Annotated in this window: 12 protein-coding genes; 5 read left to right on the top strand and 7 right to left on the bottom strand. The window is 67.4% G+C overall.

Annotation, left to right across the window (positions count from 1 at the left end; translation table 11 throughout):
* The 4 genes from YWC_RS0123735 to YWC_RS0123750 form a co-directional block, all read right to left on the bottom strand.
* A partial coding sequence (locus YWC_RS0123735; protein ID WP_027867616.1) for an IS1/IS1595 family N-terminal zinc-binding domain-containing protein occupies positions 1-374 on the bottom strand: 374 nt, incomplete at its 3' end.
* A gap of 136 nt (positions 375-510) precedes the next feature.
* Positions 511-1221, bottom strand: a complete 711-nt coding sequence (locus tag YWC_RS0123740; protein WP_027867617.1) for a YjjG family noncanonical pyrimidine nucleotidase — start codon at positions 1219-1221, stop codon at positions 511-513.
* 26 nt (positions 1222-1247) lie between these two features.
* Entirely contained in the window at positions 1248-2384 is a 1137-nt protein-coding gene (locus YWC_RS0123745) for an acetyltransferase domain-containing protein (RefSeq protein ID WP_027867618.1), read from the bottom strand.
* A 4-nt stretch (positions 2385-2388) separates the two neighbouring features.
* The gene (locus YWC_RS0123750; RefSeq protein WP_027867619.1) at positions 2389-4455 is read right to left on the bottom strand and encodes a TonB-dependent receptor; all 2067 of its coding nucleotides are present in this window, start codon (positions 4453-4455) and stop codon (positions 2389-2391) included.
* Positions 4456-4622: 167 nt separating this feature from the next.
* On the opposite strand from YWC_RS0123750, the gene YWC_RS30615 reads away from it, so the two are divergent.
* Complete coding sequence (locus YWC_RS30615; RefSeq protein WP_229413180.1) at positions 4623-6032, top strand: NfeD family protein; 1410 nt, start codon at positions 4623-4625, stop codon at positions 6030-6032.
* 9 nt (positions 6033-6041) lie between these two features.
* Positions 6042-6812: a slipin family protein gene (locus YWC_RS0123760; RefSeq protein WP_027867620.1), complete on the top strand. Its 771-nt coding sequence runs from the start codon at positions 6042-6044 to the stop codon at positions 6810-6812.
* A 13-nt stretch (positions 6813-6825) separates the two neighbouring features.
* Here the strand turns inward: YWC_RS0123760 and YWC_RS30620 are convergent, their stop codons facing one another.
* A complete protein-coding gene (locus YWC_RS30620) occupies positions 6826-9945 on the bottom strand; it encodes an amidohydrolase family protein (protein ID WP_051306711.1) in 3120 nt (1039 codons plus the stop codon).
* Positions 9946-10285: 340 nt separating this feature from the next.
* On the opposite strand from YWC_RS30620, the gene YWC_RS0123770 reads away from it, so the two are divergent.
* Positions 10286-11611, top strand: coding sequence for a DUF3422 family protein (locus YWC_RS0123770; protein WP_036215753.1), 1326 nt, complete (start codon positions 10286-10288; stop codon positions 11609-11611).
* 314 nt (positions 11612-11925) lie between these two features.
* Here YWC_RS0123770 and YWC_RS0123775 read toward each other — a convergent pair whose 3' ends face one another.
* Positions 11926-12405, bottom strand: a complete 480-nt coding sequence (locus YWC_RS0123775; RefSeq protein ID WP_027867622.1) for a DUF3016 domain-containing protein — start codon at positions 12403-12405, stop codon at positions 11926-11928.
* A gap of 345 nt (positions 12406-12750) precedes the next feature.
* Positions 12751-13884, bottom strand: coding sequence for an FMN-dependent L-lactate dehydrogenase LldD (gene lldD / locus YWC_RS0123780; protein ID WP_027867623.1), 1134 nt, complete (start codon positions 13882-13884; stop codon positions 12751-12753).
* A gap of 250 nt (positions 13885-14134) precedes the next feature.
* On the opposite strand from lldD, the gene YWC_RS0123785 reads away from it, so the two are divergent.
* Together YWC_RS0123785 and YWC_RS0123790 are read left to right on the top strand one after the other, a co-directional pair.
* Positions 14135-16039 (top strand): rhamnogalacturonan lyase, encoded by a 1905-nt coding sequence (locus YWC_RS0123785; protein WP_027867624.1) that lies wholly within the window; start codon positions 14135-14137, stop codon positions 16037-16039.
* A 12-nt stretch (positions 16040-16051) separates the two neighbouring features.
* Complete coding sequence (locus tag YWC_RS0123790) at positions 16052-17272, top strand: BT3233 family polysaccharide utilization protein (RefSeq protein WP_027867625.1); 1221 nt, start codon at positions 16052-16054, stop codon at positions 17270-17272.
* Position 17273 lies beyond the last annotated feature (1 nt).

The following is a 17273-nucleotide window of genomic DNA, read 5'->3' on the forward strand; positions in this document are numbered from 1 at the left end:
AAGGCGGTGTTGCGATGCACGCCGACGTCTCTGGCGGCGGCGCGCACCGATGTCGAGTCGAGCACGGAGCCCAGGTAATCGAGCCATTTTTCACGCAGCCGCAGCCGCGCCAGCGGCGTACCGCTCAGGTCGTTATAGGTGCGGCCGCAGGCGCGGCAACGGTAGCGCGGTAGGCCATTGGCTTGCCCATGCCGGTAGTAACGTTCGCAAGTGCAACCGGGGCAGCGGCGCTGCGTGCGGCCGATCTGGCCGATGACGGCGATCACCTGGTCCAGCCCGGCAGCGGGATGCAGGGCGGCCAGCGTTTGCAGGCGCTGAGGCAGGTTCAGTGCGGGGAGTCTGGCAAACCACTTCTTGAAATGCGGTGCGCGCATAGTCGTTCCCGTCTGTGGTGACAGGCGTTCGACCATGGAGCAGCGCAGCAGTTCCGCCCTCATCCATAGTTAAAGATGACAGCGCCAAAAAATACGCCGGCACGCATGCCGGCGTACTGTAGTGCCGAAAAGCCAATCAGGCAGCCAGCGCCAGTTGCCTCAGCGCGGGGACGACCTGGTCCAGGGCGCGGACTTCGCAGCTGGGCAGCGCCAGGCTGTCGTTGGCCAGCCCGCCCGGATTGAACCAGCAGCTGTCGATCCCGAAGCGGTTGGCGCCGAGGATGTCGGCGTCCAGGCGGTCGCCGACGATGACGGTCTCGTGCCTGGCGAAGGGCCGTGCGCGCGCCATCCGGGCGCTGAATTCGAAGAAGCGGCTGTCCGGCTTGGCGTGACCGCAGGCCTCCGACGTCGCGACAAAGGAGATGTGCCCGCCCAGCCCAGAGCTGGCAATGCGGCGGTGCTGGATGTGGTGCACGCCGTTGGTGATGATGCCGACCTCGCCACAAGCGGCCAGGCTCTCGCACAGCTGCTGCGCGCCGTCGACCAGCACCACCGTCTCCGACAGGGATTCCAGATACAGGCTGCTCGCCTTCTCCGGGTCCAGCTCGAGGCCATTGCCAACGAAGGTCTGGCGGAAGCGCTCGACCTTCAGCACCTCCTTCGATACCGTGCCGGCCTCGAAGGCGCGCCAGAGTGCCAGGTTGATCGCCTGGTACTGCTGGAACAAGGGTTCGAGCTCGCCATGCAGCCCGAGTTCGCCCATCGTGCGCACGAAGGAGAGCCGTTCGGAAGCCTTGAAGTCGAGCAGCGTGTCGTCCAGGTCGAAAAGGAATAATCTGTGCTTCATAGCCCCCGATGGTAGCACGGGCCGGCCTACAGGTACTTCAGCCAGGCGATGTCGCGCCGCCGCGCCTTGAGCCGTGCGAACGCAGCCACCGCGGGATACAGCGCGACGCACAGCAGCGCGCTCACGGCCCACACCGGCGCCACCCCATCGAAGCGGGCCGCGTCCCTGTCAAACGCGGAAACGGCAATCAAGAGCAGCTTGAGCGCATACAGGTGGGCGACGTAGAAGAACATCGGCGCCGCGCCCAGCACCGCCAGCCGTTTCACGAGTGCGCCCTGGCGGCGTTCCAGCGCGAGCAGCAGCAACAGGCCCGCCCCGAGCGTGAGCGCGGCGAACAGCAGCGAAGGCGGGTACTTGGTGACGTTGAAGAAGCCCATCATGGTCTCGAGCGCCGTGGCGCCGGCGCTCCACGGCCGGTCGCCGTAGACGTTCGCCGCGCGCAGCAGCAGGAAGCCGGCCAGCGCTCCCAGGCCCCATCCCAGCAGCCGGCGCGCGCGGCGCTGCGGCGTGAACCCTGCTGCGAACCACGGCCCGCAGGCATAGCCCAGGCAGATGATGCCGATCCATGGCAGCACCGGGTAGGAGGTACGCAGGCGCAGGGTGTCGCCGAGCTCCAGCCAGCCGCGGTCGTGCAGCACCGCCCAGACGGCGTGCAGCGGACGGCCGGGCGCGAAGTGCAGCGGGTCCAGCAGGTTGTGGCCGGCGACGATCGCCAGTCCGAGCGCGATCAGGAACGCACGCGGCAGCCGGACCAGCGCCGCCAGCGCCAGCATCGACAGGCCGATGGCCCAGATCACCTGCAGGTAGATCACCTTGGGCGGAAAGCTCGCGGTCCAGGCGAAGTTGATGACCGTTAGTTCCAGCACCACCAGGAACAGGCCGCGCTTCCACAGGAAGCTTGCTGCGGCGCCTGCGCCGTCCTGCTGGCGGGCGCCGTACAGGAAGGCGGACAGGCCGGTAAGGAACACGAACACCGGCGCGCACAGGTGCGCCAGCAGGCGCGAGACGAACAGCGGGCCGGACGTCGTCGCGACATCCATCGGGTCGGATACCTGCAGGTGCAGCAGAAAGGTCTCGCGCACGTGGTCGGCGAGCATGAACACCATGACCAGGCCGCGCAGCGCGTCGATGCCCATGATGCGGGAATGCAGTGGTTTCGTCATGTTGTCACAGCTTCACGTTGAGCGCCAGGTACGCGGCGCGCCCGGCGCCAGCCGAGAACATCGGCTGGGCCTGGCTGACTGGCCAGAAGAAGTTGTCGTACCAGGCGTAGGCGTGGCGGCGGTCGGCCAGGTTCTTGAGCTGCAGGTCCAGGCTCACGGTCCGGGACAGCTGATGGCGCACGCTGGCGTCGAACAGCACGAAGCCGCCGAACTTGCCGAGCGCATTCGCGTTGTCGATGTAGTAGCCGCCCTGCGCGCGCCCCTGCAGCCCGAAGCGCCAGCGCTCCGAGTGGTGATAATCGGCGCCGACGTTGGTGATGTGGCGCGGCGTATGGAACACCTCTTTCCCGGCCAGCGAGAACCCGTCGGCGGTGAACGCGCTCACCACCTCGGCTTTCTGCACCGAGTGCGAGAAGCTCAGGTCGACGTGCTCGCCAATGCGGGTTGACACCTGCAGGTCGAGCCCCTTGCGGCGCGTCTCGCCCAGCCCGACCGTGGTGCCGGTGGCCGGCATGTTGGCCACCTCGCCGGTGGCGTCCTGCTGCCAGGCCGCGAGGCGCAGGTCGGCGCCAGGAACCGGCTTGAACTTGATGCCGACCTCCCTGCCGGTATTGATCGAGGGGGCGAAGCGCGCCTGCCCCGGCACCAGGTAGGCCGGCGCGCCGGAACCGGTCAGGATCTGGAACGTGCGGCCCCAGTTGGCGTACAGGCTCACATTCTGTGACGGGCCGTAGACCATGCTCAGCTTGGGCTGCCTGATCCAGCCATAGTCCTGCAGGCGGGCCCGCAGTCCATTCGCATGGTTCAGGAAGTCGCCGCTGAATCGATCCAGCCGGAAGCCCGGGATGATCCTGAGCGATTCGACCGGCCGGATGACTGCCTGCACATAGGCGCCGGTATTGTCGAGGGTGTAGCTGTCGTCGTTCTGGACCGTTGCCGGGGTGGTGAAGTCGGTCGGCAGCGCGAAGCCGTAGCGCAGGCGGCGGTAGGCGTTGTCCTGGCGCTCGGCGCTGATGCCGCTCTCGACCGCCAGCCCGGCATGGGCGCGCCAGGTCAACGTACTCAGCAAGCCGGTCTGCGCCTCGTCCCAGAGGCGGCGCTGGCGCGGCGCCGTGCCGCCTGGGTTGCTGGTGAAGGTGACCCGGCGGTCATCCAGGTAGCGGTTGTAGTACAGCTTGTTGCTCCAGAAGGCTTGCGGCGAGAGCTGCCAGTCCAGGTGAACGCTCGCATGGCGCATGTCGCGCTCGCTCAGGTCATTGGCGTTCTTGGCGGGCGACTGGCGGCGGTTGGCGGCCAGCTCCTGCGCCGTGAGGAAGCCCGGCTCCTCGGCCTCGTGGCGGTAGCTGCGCAGCACCAGGCCGGCCTTGACCGCCTTGTCGGCCGAACTCAGGAACCACTTGGCGCCCAGCGTGTACTTCTCGGAGTCGCTGTGCGCGCGGGAGCCGTTCGAATGCTGTCTGGCGAAGAAGTAGTTCTGGGCCAGGCCGCCGCTCTCGCGTCCCAGCGCCAGCTGGGCTTCGCGGCTGGAGAAACTGCCGACGCTCAAGCGCCCGTCCAGGTAGTTGCCGCCCTGGCGGGTGCCGAAGTTGATGTTGCCGCCGATGTTGTGCAGGCCATAGCGCGGATCGTTGGTGCCGCGCACCACTTCGATGTAATCCACCTCGAGCGGGAAGACCATGTCGATGAAGCGCTGGTTGCCGCTGTTGACATTGCTGGGAATGCCGTCGATCAGCACCTTGATGCCGTTGATATAGCCTTCTCCATTGAAGGCGCGGAAACTGGCCTTGCCGGACTCCGCGCCCATGCGGGTCTCGGTCAGCTGGATGCCGGGGAGCTGCCCGAGCAGTTCCCAGCTGTTGGCGACGTTCTTGTCTTCGAGCTTGTCGGCGCCGAGCACGTCGACCGAGCTCATGACGCTGTTCGAGAGCAGCGCGCCACCCGGACGCTGGGCGCTCACCCTGACTTCGCCGATCACCATCACGGGATCGTCGGCAAGCGCATACTGGCTCGACAGGGACAGGGACAGGGACAGGGCCGGGGCCAGCAGCATCGGCAGGATGGGACGTTTCATGGATCGGGTACCTCATGGCGCGGACAAGGCACTAATGATAATGCATTATCGTTATCGACTCAACCGTGACCGATCGGCGCAAGCCGGGAACACCCGGATGCGGATCGCGGTCCAAGTCTTGACCGGTCCGGTTCGTGGCCGGCAAGGCTTGATCCTGGGAGGCGACCGTGTTGCGCTACAAGCTCGCCGCGCTGCTGCCGGTCCTGGCCGCGCTCACGCTCGCAGCCTTGCTTGCGCTCCCGGGCGCCAGCCCGGCTGCATCCGCCCCGGCATCCAGGTCCGCCGCCGTTGGCCTCCTGACCATCGACGGCGCCATCGGCCCGGCCAGCGCCGACCAGGTCGTGCGCGGCATCGGGCGCTCCGCCTCGCTCGGGCACGTGCTGCTGGTCATCCGGATGGACACGCCGGGCGGACTCGACACCTCGATGCGCACCGCGATCAAGGCGATCCTCGCCGCACCGGTGCCGGTCGCCGTCTACGTCGCCCCCAGCGGCGCACGCGCCGCCAGCGCCGGCACCTACCTCCTGTACGCCAGCCATGTCGCGGCGATGGCGCCCGGCACCAACGTGGGCGCGACGACGACGGTCGAGATCGGCATTGGGCCATCGCCCCCCGCCGGCCAGCCCGTCCCAGGGGGCAGCGGCAAGAACGCCCCCAAGTCCGCCCAGAAGGAGCCGGCTTCGCCCATGCAGGCCAAGGCGCTCAACGATGCCGCCGCCTACCTGCGCGGCCTGGCCCAGCTGCGCGGCCGCAACGCCGACTGGGCCGAGCGCGCGGTGCGCGAATCCGTCAGCCTCACCGCCGAGGAAGCGCTGCGGCTGAAGGTCATCGACGTCGTGGCGCCGGACGTCCCGACCCTGCTGGCGCAGCTGGACGGCCACAGCGTCAATGTGCTGGGCCAGCCGCGCCGCCTGCAGACGAAAGGCGCGCTGCTGGTCGAATTCGCGCCCGACTGGCGCACCAACGCGCTCGCCGCGATCGCCAATCCCAGCGTCGCCCTGCTCCTCATGACGGTCGGACTCTACGGCCTGGTATTCGAGTTCATGAACCCGGGCGCGGTGGCGCCGGGCGTGATCGGGGCGATCTGCCTGCTGCTGGGCCTGTACGCCCTGCAGCTGCTGCCGGTGAACTACGCCGGCCTGGCCCTGATCGTGCTCGGCCTGGCCTTCATGGGCGCGGAAGCCTTCCTGCCCAGCTTCGGCATCCTCGGCCTGGGCGGGATCGCCGCCTTCGTCGCCGGCGCACTGATGCTGATCGATACCGACTTGCCCGGCTACGGCATTCCGCCCGGCCTGGTCGGCACGCTGGCCACCGCCAGCGCCCTGCTGCTGTTCGGCACCGTGCGCCTGGCGCTCAGGACGCGCCGGCGCCCGGTAAGGAGTGGTGCCGCAAGCCTGATCGGGACGCTGTGCACGGTCGAACAGCTCGGTGAACGGCGCGCCAACGAGGCCTGGGTCAAGGTCGAGGGCGAACTGTGGCACGCCATCAGCAGCACCCCGCTGCGCCAGGCGCAGACCGTGCGCATCGTCGGCCGCAGCGGCCTGCGGCTCGAAGTGGTCCCTGTCGAGAACAGCTAGGAGAATGCAATGATCACCGGTATCGGCCTTGGCGTTGGCGTCCTGTTCTTCCTGCTGCTCGCGCTGCTGGTCACGTCGATCCGGGTCCTGCGCGAATACGAACGCGGCGTGGTGTTCCAGCTGGGCCGCTTCTGGGGCGTGAAGGGACCGGGCCTGATCATCCTGATCCCGGTGCTGCAGCAGATGGTGCGGGTCGACCTGCGCACCATCGTGCTCGACGTGCCGACCCAGGACGTGATCTCGCGCGACAACGTCTCGGTCAAGGTCAACGCCGTGATCTACTTCCGGGTGGTGGACCCGGAGCGCGCCATCATCCAGGTCGCCAACTTCATGGAAGCGACTAGCCAGCTGGCCCAGACCACCCTGCGCGCGGTGCTCGGCAAGCACGAGCTGGACGAGATGCTGGCCGAGCGCGAACGCCTCAACCTCGACATCCAGCAGGTGCTGGATGCCCAGACCGACGCCTGGGGCATCAAGGTGGCCAACGTCGAGATCAAGCACGTCGACCTGGACGAATCGATGATCCGGGCGATTGCGCGCCAGGCCGAGGCCGAGCGCGAGCGGCGCGCCAAGGTGATCCATGCGGAGGGCGAGCTGCAGGCCTCGGAAAAACTGCAGCAGGCCGCCTTCGTGCTGGCGCAGCAGGCCGGCGCAATGCAGCTGCGCTACCTGCAGACGCTGAGCACGATCGCGGGCGACAAATCGTCCACGATCGTGTTCCCCTTGCCGATCGACGTGCTGGCCGGCCTCGATGCGCGGGCGCGCAAGGAGGCCGGCTAGCAGGATCACGCGCTCAGTGCGCGTGGCCCCCGCCGGGCTCCTCGCAGTGATGCGGCTCCTCCCGGCACAGCGTCTCCCGCGCGGCCAGCGCCTGCCGGCGCGCCTCCAGCTGCTCCGGCGTCTGCGCCGGCGCCAGGATCTCCGGCACCGTGATCACCCGGCCGTTCCTGACCACGAAGCGCACGTCGGCGGCGGCGCGCAGGTCCGCCAGCGGATTGCCTCCCACCGCGATCAGGTCGGCCAGCTTGCCGCTTTCCACGGTGCCGAGATCGTCGCCCACCAACGCGATGCGCGCCGCGTCGCGCGTCACCGAGTACAGCGCCGTCAGGTTGCCCTGCACGATCGCCGCCCCGCGCATGTTCAGGTGCAGCGAGATGCCCGGCACCACCAGTGGCGAGTCAGTGCCGTTGGCAACCAGCGCACCGGCGGCGCGCACCTTGGCCTGCTGGGTGGCGTCGTTGATGATGCTGGCCAGCTGGGTCGCGGTGGGCGGCTGCGCGTTCTGCAGGCCCGGCACGAAGTTCGGCGGCACCAGGATGAAGCGCGGGTCGGTGACGATGCCCGGATCCAGCCCCGCCAGCGCGGAGGCCGAGAACAGGGTGTCGATCAGGTGGAAGTCGCCCTTGCCGTAGATGTCGGCCGCGTCCTGGTAGGTGATCGCGCGCGCGAAGGACTTCGACCAGCCGTAGCCCATGCGCTGCGTCGCCGACAGGTGGGTAGTGCCGCCCAGGCCCGTCGCCGCGCCCGGCTGCACCATGTGGGTGCCACTCGGCACGCGCAGGTCGAGCGCCCCTTGCGCGATCCGTTCCATGATCGGGATCGGCGCGCGCACGTAGCTCTTCAGGAAGTCCGCATCGAAGCGCTTGGCCTTGGCGATCTCGAGCTCGGCGATGAGCGGCGTGCGCAGGGTGCGCGCGAAGTGGTAGAACTGGCGGTTGCCCTCCCACAGCGGCGGCGAGACAAACATGCGCGGCCCCAGCAGGTTCCCGGCCTCGAGCGACTCGCGCATCTCCACGCTCTGGTGCAGCGGGCCACCCACCGACTGCGCCGTCGTGATCCCGTAGGACAGCATCAGCTGGGCGATCTGGCCGAACTGCCCGCCCTGGTACAGGGTCAGCGGGTGCAGGTGGGTCTCGATCAGGCCCGGCATCACGGTCAGGCCGCTGGCGTCGACCACGCGCACCCCGGCCGGGTGATCAGTCTGCGGTCCGACCGACACGATGCGGTTGCCCTGGATGACGATGTCGACGTTCTGGCGCAGGGAGCTAGCCACGCCATCCCACAGCGCCCCCGCACGGATCACGGTGCGCCCTTCCGGCACCGCCTGGCGATACTTCAGCCTGACCGGGATCTCGCGGGCGCCGCTGCCGTCGACGCGCACGGTGCGCACCCGCTCGGCCGACTTGTACAGGATGGTCCGCGAGTCGCCGCCCCAGGACGGCAGGTCGGCGATGTCCTCGGTGACGCGGCGCGCCTCGCCGGTCGGGGCGCCGTTCGGACCGACGGGAATCGCGTACAGGCGCGAGTCCATGATGAAGGCCACGCGGGTCCCGTCGGGCGAGAGCACGGCAGCGCCCTCGTCGCGCTCGGCGATCTGGCGCGGCGCCGACGCCACCGCATAGAAGGTGCCGGTGCGCGTGGCCAGGTCGATCACGCGCAGCTTGTTGTAGCCCTCGCGGAAGCGGTTGTTGATGCGCTCGTTGTCCACCACGATGATGCGCTGGCCGTCGGGCGTCCATTGCGGCGTGCTAACCTGGGTGCTCACCGAGGGCAGGATCACCTCGAAGGTCGAGGTGGCGCGGTTCCAGATCTCGAGCTGGCCCGACAAGGTGGTGTAGGCGATGCGCCCGCCGTCCGGCGACAGCTTCGGCAGCGCCATTGAGCGTCCCGGGATAGCGGCCAGCCGCGTGCGGGCACGGGTCGCCACGTCGACCTGGTCGACCGCCAGCTGGCCGGCATTGTTGCGCTCGGACGAGAAGTAGACCGCCTGCCCGTCCGCGGTCCATTGCGGGTTGACGTCGCGGTCGGGATCGTCCGTCAGCCGCACCGGCGCTTCGCCGATGCGCATGGTCCAGACGTCGTTCAGGGCCACGAAGGCGATGCTGCGTCCGTCCGGCGACAGGACCGGGGCGCTGATGCCCTTCACCTGGCGCGGCCTGAAGTTGTCGAAGTTGCGGTCCTTGCCTTCGCGGATGTCGGGCCGGCGCAGCCTCAGTTCGGCGCGAAAAGCCACATCGTTCGGATTGGCGCCGCTGGCGTCGCGGATGCGGATGTGCCCATCGGCCGTGTACAGGAAGCGCCCGTCCGGGAGGAAGCGCACCGGGAACGGGAAGATGTCCTCGTCGATCGTCACCGCCGCGCCGCCCACCACCAGCTGGCGCGCGGCGTTATGGTAGACCAGCGCGCTGCCGTCCGGGGTCCAGGCCGGGGCCGTGCCCGGCGCCACGACCGTCGGCGCGCCGCCGCCGATCGGGGCGGTGACGACGTTGGTGCCGTCGACATAGGCCAGGCGGCTGCCGTCCGGCGACACCACCGGATTGCTCTCGGCCCCGGGCCCGGTGGTCACCTGGGCCGGCGCGCCGCCGTTCACGTTCACGCGCCAGATCTTGTACTGGCCGTCGCCGCTGCGATCCGACGAGAACACCAGGCCGCTGCCGTCCGGCAGCCAGGCCGGTTCGCGATCATCAAACGGACCGGTGGTGTGCTCGCGCAGATTGCGTCCGTCCGGCGAGATCGTCCAGATATGGAAGTTCCCTTCCGGCGCGTAGTTCTGGAAGGCGATGCGCCTGCCATCGGGCGACCACACCGGCGCGGTCGGCTCGACGCGCCAATCGGTGATGCGGCGCGCCTGCCCGCCTTCGCGCGGAATGATCCACAGCGCGCCCTGGGCCGAGAACACGATCAGGCGGCCGTCCGGCGATGGCGCCGCCGCCATGTTGGTGCCTTCGCGCAGTTCGACCGTGAGGGTTTGTGTGGGGCCGCGCAGGTTGTTCAGCTCATCGACCCGGCCGCCGGGGAACTGGCAGGCCGACAGCAGGGCCGCGCCGACGGCGAACGCGAGCAGGGAAAGTCGGGGTTGGCGGAGCCGGCAGGGATGGTGAAAACTGCGGCGCAGGAAGCTGCGGGTAGTCATGTTTTCCTCCTGGATGGATTGCCAAAACGCACCAGAATGGTGCGGGCTTGACAGATCGATCCTCGGCCGGACATCTGACGAAATGCTGACAGATGAGTTCGCCTAGAAATGAAAGCGCCGCTAAACGCGGACCACCTGACCGCGCTCAATACTTGTGCGGGAACCCAACTCGCGAAAGTAAATCCGGTGCGCAAAAGCCATGTCTGATGATCATTTCCAACACTTTCCGCTCACGCTCCTGAGTGTTCTTCATTAATCAAATGACGCAGTGCACAAAACAGCAAGTAATGACACAATAGCGAAAAGTAATACTTAACTACTACTACTACGAGAGCGTCGAGTGAGAGACTTCAACGTATCGCTGAACCATCCCTTGCGGGTGCCGCTCGCCGCCGAACTCCACTCGCGCCCGTTCATGCGGCTCGACGCGCCCGAGGCCATCACCCACCTGGCGGTCTATCACGGCGGCCAGGCCGGTCCGCCGGGCCGCCATTCCCAGCACCAGCTGCTGGGAAGCTTGTGCGGCCACTTTGGCGTTGCCGCCCCCGGCCCGGGCAGCAACCACTTCTTCCACGACTTCGGCAGCTTCCGCCTGAAGTGGGAATGCCATACCGAGTTCGCCACCTACACGGTGACCACGCCGCTTCCGCCCGACATGGGGGCGTTCGAGGCCTTCTCGCACGTGCCGCTGTCCTTCCTGCCAGCCAGCTGGCTGGCCAGCCTGGAGGGCAGCCTGATGGCGGCGGCCCACGTCGCGCTGGTCAAGGGCGCCGCCGACGCCTCGCGCCTGCCCGCGGTGTTCGGGCGCAACAGCCTGGCCGGCTCCTCGGTCATGCAGGGCGCCGAGCTGTGGACCGATTTCGCGATCCAGTCGGATGGCTTCAGCCGCTTCGTGATCCGCGACCTCGGCATGCGCCACCTGCAGGGCGGACGCCTGGTGCAGCGGGTGCTGGAAATCGAAACCTACCGCATGATGGCCCTGCTCGGCCTGCCCGCCGCGCGCACCGTCGGCACCGAGCTGGACGCGATCGAAGCGGAGCTGTCCTCGCTGGCCAGCGCCATGGTGGCGACCGACATGGCGCCCGTCGAGCATGGCGCGCAGGACGAGCAGCGCCTGCTGGCGCAGATCACGCGGCTGGCGGCGCGCCTGGAAAAGCTGGTGCTCGACAACGGCTACCGCTTCTCGGCCTCGAAGGCCTATTTCGGCCTGGTCAAGGCGCGCATCGAGGAGCTGCGCGAAGTGCGCATCGAGGGCACGCCTACGGTGGAAGAATTCATGGAACGCCGCCTGGCGCCGGCCATGCAGACCTGCGCCGCGATCAGCGCGCGCCAGGACGCGCTGGCGCGCCGCATCGCCGACACCAACGACCTGCTGCGCACCCGGGTCGGCATCGTGCAGGAGCTGCAGAACCGGCGCATCCTGGAATCGATGAACGCGCGCGCGGCGCAGCAGTTGCGGCTGCAGCTGGCGGTTGAAGGACTGTCGGTGGCGGCGATTTCCTACTATCTGGTAGGGCTGCTCGGGTATGCGGGCAAGGCGGCCAAGGCGGCCGGGTTGCCGATCAATCCGGATCTGATGCTGGGGATTCTCGTACCGGTGGTGGCGGTTGGGGTGTGGGTGGCGCAGCGGCGGGTGCATCAGCGGATTGGGCGACGGGGGCATTAGGAGCGCGACCAATCCGTTCTTGTTCTACGTACATCGGCGCGCAGGTCCGAAGAATGGCTGGACATTGTGTAGCAATCGGCAGCACCTAGACTGGAAGAAGATGCCGCTGGCAAATCACGGGAAATATTGGCTGATACCGAGTTTTTGCAGAGACGACCGGCCCGCCTGTTATGTAGTGCAAGCGTCGGATAAATGTGCGGTGACAGCAGGGAACATGCGATTTTTAGCTCAATGCGCTCGAGCGCGCCACGGCGCCTGCGTAATCCGCCCCCGGCGAGCCTGGAAGCGTGAGATGCGGGATAATAGATGGGCGCTCAGTGCGCCGCCACCACCTCCTTGCGCCACCAGTCCTCGATCATCTGCTTCTCATGCGAGTACATCTCGTGGGTATAACGATTAACTCCCATCAGGTAATTTGGATTGGACAGCTTGGCCTCCCCGGTGCGCACTGTCTGCCCATCCTGCTCGATGGTGTAGCGCAAGTGCAGACGCGGCCAGTCGGCGCGACCCTTCAGCACGCGCACATCACGAATCGCCACGCGCGGGAACTCGTTCCCGGCCAAGTCGATATCGAGCATCTCGACCTTCAGGTTTTGCCCCGCCGGTAACTGTTTCGACAGGTGCGCGAAATGCTCGCTAAAGTGCCACTCCATGTTTTCCCGGTCGATAACCGAGCGCGGCACGTCCGCCATGTTTGCAGGATGGGCGAACGTCACGATCGCGTCGGCCGATGCATTCAATGAAACGATCGTCACCGCCACTGCCAGGGCGCCTTTGTAGATGAGCTTATTCATTACCAACCCCTTTGCGTGTTCCTATTCATCCAATCGATGAATATACGCTTATTTGGAGGCGTCAGTCTCATTCACAACGCCCGCGCTTTTAGAAGTCCTGCGAGAAGTTCATGAAGACCTGGTACTTTGGCGTGTTGAGCAGGTTATTACTGCACACCGTCACTCCAGGCGAAATCCTGGAGCTAACGGCGCTTTCTTATGCGCGAGATCGGCGAAAGTCTGTGTCAATGCAAGGACCAAGCATAGTGAGCTCAGCCTAGAACGTCGCAGGATCGCGTAGATGTCCGCTTCGGGGTCGATAGCAGACATAAAGCCTCAACGATCGAAGCTTCGACCGGTCCTGCTTCACTTCACCAACAAGTGCGGCCCAATCTCGGCTACCTTCTGCACTCCGGTCAGCACCATATTGGTCCGCAAATCCTTCTCCATGATCGCCAGCAGCCGTTCGACACCCGCCTGCCCCTGCGTGGCCAGCGCATACACAAACGCCCGCCCGATCAGCACCCCATCCGCGCCCAGCGCCAGCATCCGGAACACATCGGTCCCGGTGCGCACCCCGCCATCGGCGAAGATCGTCAGCTTGCCCTTCACTTCCGCCGCGATCGCCGGCAGCGCCTGGGCCGAGGACGGCGCCCCGTCCAGCTGGCGCCCGCCGTGGTTCGACACGACGATGCCGTCGGCCCCGAAGGCCACCGCGTCGCGCGCGTCTTCCGGGTCGAGGATGCCCTTGACGATGAACTTGCCCTTCCACTCGTCGCGGATCCACTGCAAGTCATTCCACGCGATGCCCGGATCGAAGTTCGCGCCCAGCCAGCCGATGTAGTCGGCCAGCCCGGTGGCGCTGCCCCGATAGGCGGAGATATTCCCGAGGTCGTGCGGACGCCCGAACACGCCGACATCAAGCGCCCAGCGCGGATGCGTCATCGCCTGCAGCACGCGCCGCAGCGGGCCGTTCGGGCCGCTCATGCCGCTGTGGGCGTCGCGGTAGCGCGCGCCCGGCACCGGCATGTCGACCGTGAACACCAGGTTGGTGGCGCCCAGCTCCCAGGCGCGCCGCATCACGTCGCGCATGAAGCCGCGGTCCTTCAGGACGTACAGCTGGAACCAGATCGGATTCGAGGCCTGGGCCGCCACTTCGGCCAGCGGGCACACCGACACGGTGGACTGGATGAAGGGGATGTTGCGCTTGCAGGCCGCGCGCACCGCCTGCACTTCGCCGCGGCACGCATACATGCCGGTCAGGCCGACCGGCGCCAGCGCGATCGGCAGGCCGTAATCCTGGCCGAAATACTGCACGCCCAGGTCCAGCTGCTCGGAGCCGCGCAGCACGCGCTGGCGCAGCTTGACCGCCTGCAGGTCGTCGACGTTGCTGCGCAGGGTCTGCTCGGCGCCGGCGCCGCCATCGAGGTAATGGAACAGGAAAGGCGGCAACCGGCGGCGTGCGGCTTCGCGGTAGTCTAGGGCGGACGAGATGATCATGGTCTGGCGGGTAGAGAACGAATCCGCACAGTCTACGCTGGCATGCGCATGAGCGTCCATATCCCGCTCTGCTCAACTGATGCTTCGATCAGCGCCTTGAGCGCAAGGGAGCGCTCGCGCTGTATTCACACGGCGCAGGATCCGCTCAAGCGCCTGATTAAATGTCCCGCCGCACACCCCGATTGTTGACACTGTCGGCATGGCGTCGAATACTCGGATGCGCTACCCTCGACGCCCAACCCCGGACACCATGGCACCCAAGACCTGTAACGACACCCTGCAGCGCAGCATCGCCCTCGGCATGCTGGCCCTCGCCTGTACCGCTTGCGCGACCACGAGCACGGCGCCCGCCGTCACCCAGCTCGCCGGCAAGCAGCTCGAACGACTCGACCGCGGTGTGGTCGCGATCCACACCCAGGACGGCAACTTCGTCAGCTGGCGCCTGCTCGGCCAGGAAGACGCGGCCACCAGCTTCAACCTCTACCGCGACGGCAAGCGCCTCAACGACGCGCCGCTGGCCGCCACCAACTTCGTCGACAAGGGCGCCGCAGCGGGCGCAAGCTACAGCGTGCGGGCCGTGCGCGGCAATGCCGAAGCCGGCGAGGACGCCAAACCGGTCGCCGCCTGGCAGCAGCCTTTCCTGACGATCCCCCTGCGCAAACCGGCCGACGGCGTCACCCCAGACGGCGTGGCCTACAGCTACCAGGTGAACGACGGCTCGGCGGCCGACCTCGATGGCGACGGCCGCTACGAACTGCTGGTCAAGTGGCAGCCGACCAATGCGAAGGACAATTCGCACAGCGGCCACACCGGCTCGACCTATATCGACGCCTACCGCCTCGACGGCAGCTTCATGTGGCGCATCGACCTGGGCAAGAACATTCGCGCCGGCGCCCACTACACCACCTTCCTCGCCTACGACTTCGACGGCGACGGCCGCGCCGAAGTGATGATGAAAACCGCCGACGGCAGCGTCGACGGCCACGGCAAAGTCATCGGGGATGCCAAGGCCGACTACCGCAACGACAAGGGCTTCATCCTGGCGGGGCCGGAATTCCTGACCGTGTTCGACGGCCGCAGCGGCGCCGCACTGGCCACCACCAACTATCTCCCGGCGCGCGGCGGCGACGGCGCCGCCTGGGGCGACAACCGCGGCAACCGGGTCGACCGCTTCCTCGGCGGCGTGGCCTACCTCGACGGCAAGCAACCGAGCGCGGTGTTCGCGCGCGGCTACTACACGCGCGCCGTGCTGGCGGCCTGGGACTGGCGCGACGGCAAGCTGACGCAGCGCTGGGTGTTCGACAGCGACACGTCCGGCAACGGCGAGGCCGCCGGCCAGGGTGCGCACTGGATGGCGGTGGCCGACGCCGACGGCGACGGCCGCGACGACATCGTCTACGGCGCCGCCACCATCGCCAGCAGCGGCAAGCTGATGTACTCGTCGAACCTGTGCCACGGCGACGCCCTCCACGTCACCAAGCACGACCCGAGCCTGCCGGGCCTGCAGGTCTTCATGGTGCACGAGTCGCCCAAGTGCTACCGGGGCAACGGCGCCGCGATGCGCGACGCCGCCACCGGCAAGGTCCTGTGGGGCATCCCGAGCACCATCGACGTCGGACGCGGCATCTGCATGGACATCGACGCCGCCCATCCGGGCAACGAATGCTGGGCCGCGATCGGCGGCATCACCAATCCGACCGGCGGCCTGTACAACGCCAAGGGCCAGCAGATCTCGGCGGTGCGCCCGCGCGCCTACAACTTCGGCCTCTGGTGGGACGGCGACCTGCTGCGCGAATCGCTCGACGGCACGAAGATCGAGAAGTGGAACCCGCAGGCCCAGCGCCTCGACCTGTTGCTGGATGCCGCGCCGCTGCGCGCCGCCTCCAACAACAGCACCAAGGCCAACCCCGTACTGTCGGCCGACCTGCTCGGCGACTGGCGCGAGGAAGTCGTCTGGCGCAGCAATACGGACGATGCCCTGCTGGTATTCAGCACCACCGTGCCGACCACGCACCGCCTGCCGACCCTGATGCACGACGCCCAGTACCGGGTGCAGGTGGCGGCCCAGAACGCCGGCTACAACCAGCCGCCCCACCCCAGCTTCTTCCTCGGCGAAGGCATGACCCCGCCGCAGGCAACTCACCAATCTCGATAAGCGCACTTCGACATGACTACTCGCTTCACCCTGTCCGCCATCGCCCTTGCAGCCCTGTTCGCCACTGGCGCCAACGCCGCCGAACGCCTCACCGTCACCGTCAGCCACACGCTGGACATCGCCCGGCCGGCCGAGACCATCGCCATCCCTTGGGCGAAAGTCAACGAGGCCCTGCCCCAGGCCCTGAACCAGCAGCTGGTGGTGAAGGACGCTTCAGGGCGCGTCCTGCCCTACCAGGTGACCAATATCGCTCCCACCGGCAAGGACCCGAAGATGATCGGCGCCGCCTATGGCGAGCTGCTGTTCCAGGTCGCCTTCAAGGCGGGCGAGAAGCGCACCACGGTCACCATCGAGAAGGGCAAGGCCACCAATCCGCCCTTCCCGGCCAAGACCTACGCGCGCTTCGTGCAGGAACGCCTCGACGACTTCGCCTGGGAGAACGACAAGCTGGCGCACCGCACCTATGGCCCGGCCCTGGCCGCTCCGGCACCCGCCGGCAGCGACAAGGAAGTGCTGGTCACCAGCGGCATGGACATCTGGTTCAAGCGCGTGCCCTACCCGATCGTCGATCGCTGGTACAACATCGGCCACGACCACTACCACGTCGACGAAGGCGAAGGCATCGACATGTACAACGTCGGCCCGACCCGCGGCGCGGGCGGCACCGGCATCTGGGATGGCAAGACGCTCTTTGTCGGCACCAACTACAAGACCTGGAAGATCCTGGCCAACGGCCCGGTACGCACCGTCTTCGAGCTGCACTACGACGGCTGGGATGCCCAGGGCACCAAGGTCTCGGAGGTCAAGCGCTTCACCGTCGACGCCGGCCGCTACTTCGACCGCATCGACAGCACCTTCACCTTCGCCGGCCCGGCCAGCCTGAACGCCGCCGTCGGCCTGAACAAGCGCCCCAGCGACAAGGGCCAGGAAGTGAAAGTCGATTTCAGCGAGAACAAGAAGGACGGCAGCCTGGTTCAATGGGTCACCCAGCGCAGCTTCGGCGACTTCGGGGTGGCCGTGATCGTCCCGAGCGCAACGAGCTTCGCCGCCGACGAACGCAACGGCCTGGTGATCGCACCGGTCACTTCCGGCCAGCCGCTGAGCTACCACGTGGGCGCCGCCTGGACCCGCGGCAGCCCCTTCGCCACCCAGCAGGACTGGCAGCGCCACGTGGCCGAGGAAGCGGCGCGCCTGCGTGCGCCGGTTGCAATCAGCTTCGCCAAAGGGAATTGAG

This window comes from Massilia alkalitolerans DSM 17462, from assembly GCF_000427785.1.
Taxonomy (GTDB): Bacteria; Pseudomonadota; Gammaproteobacteria; order Burkholderiales; family Burkholderiaceae_D; genus Telluria; species Telluria alkalitolerans.

Coding starts and splice junctions, on each gene's coding strand:
- YWC_RS0123740 (WP_027867617.1), bottom strand. CDS start 1,221: ATGAAGCACAGATTATTCCTTTTCGACCTGGACGACACGCTGCTCGAC.
- YWC_RS0123745 (WP_027867618.1), bottom strand. CDS start 2,384: ATGACGAAACCACTGCATTCCCGCATCATGGGCATCGACGCGCTGCGC.
- YWC_RS0123750 (WP_027867619.1), bottom strand. CDS start 4,455: ATGAAACGTCCCATCCTGCCGATGCTGCTGGCCCCGGCCCTGTCCCTG.
- YWC_RS0123760 (WP_027867620.1), top strand. CDS start 6,042: ATGATCACCGGTATCGGCCTTGGCGTTGGCGTCCTGTTCTTCCTGCTG.
- YWC_RS30620 (WP_051306711.1), bottom strand. CDS start 9,945: ATGACTACCCGCAGCTTCCTGCGCCGCAGTTTTCACCATCCCTGCCGG.
- YWC_RS0123775 (WP_027867622.1), bottom strand. CDS start 12,405: ATGAATAAGCTCATCTACAAAGGCGCCCTGGCAGTGGCGGTGACGATC.
- lldD (WP_027867623.1), bottom strand. CDS start 13,884: ATGATCATCTCGTCCGCCCTAGACTACCGCGAAGCCGCACGCCGCCGG.
- YWC_RS0123785 (WP_027867624.1), top strand. CDS start 14,135: ATGGCACCCAAGACCTGTAACGACACCCTGCAGCGCAGCATCGCCCTC.
- YWC_RS0123790 (WP_027867625.1), top strand. CDS start 16,052: ATGACTACTCGCTTCACCCTGTCCGCCATCGCCCTTGCAGCCCTGTTC.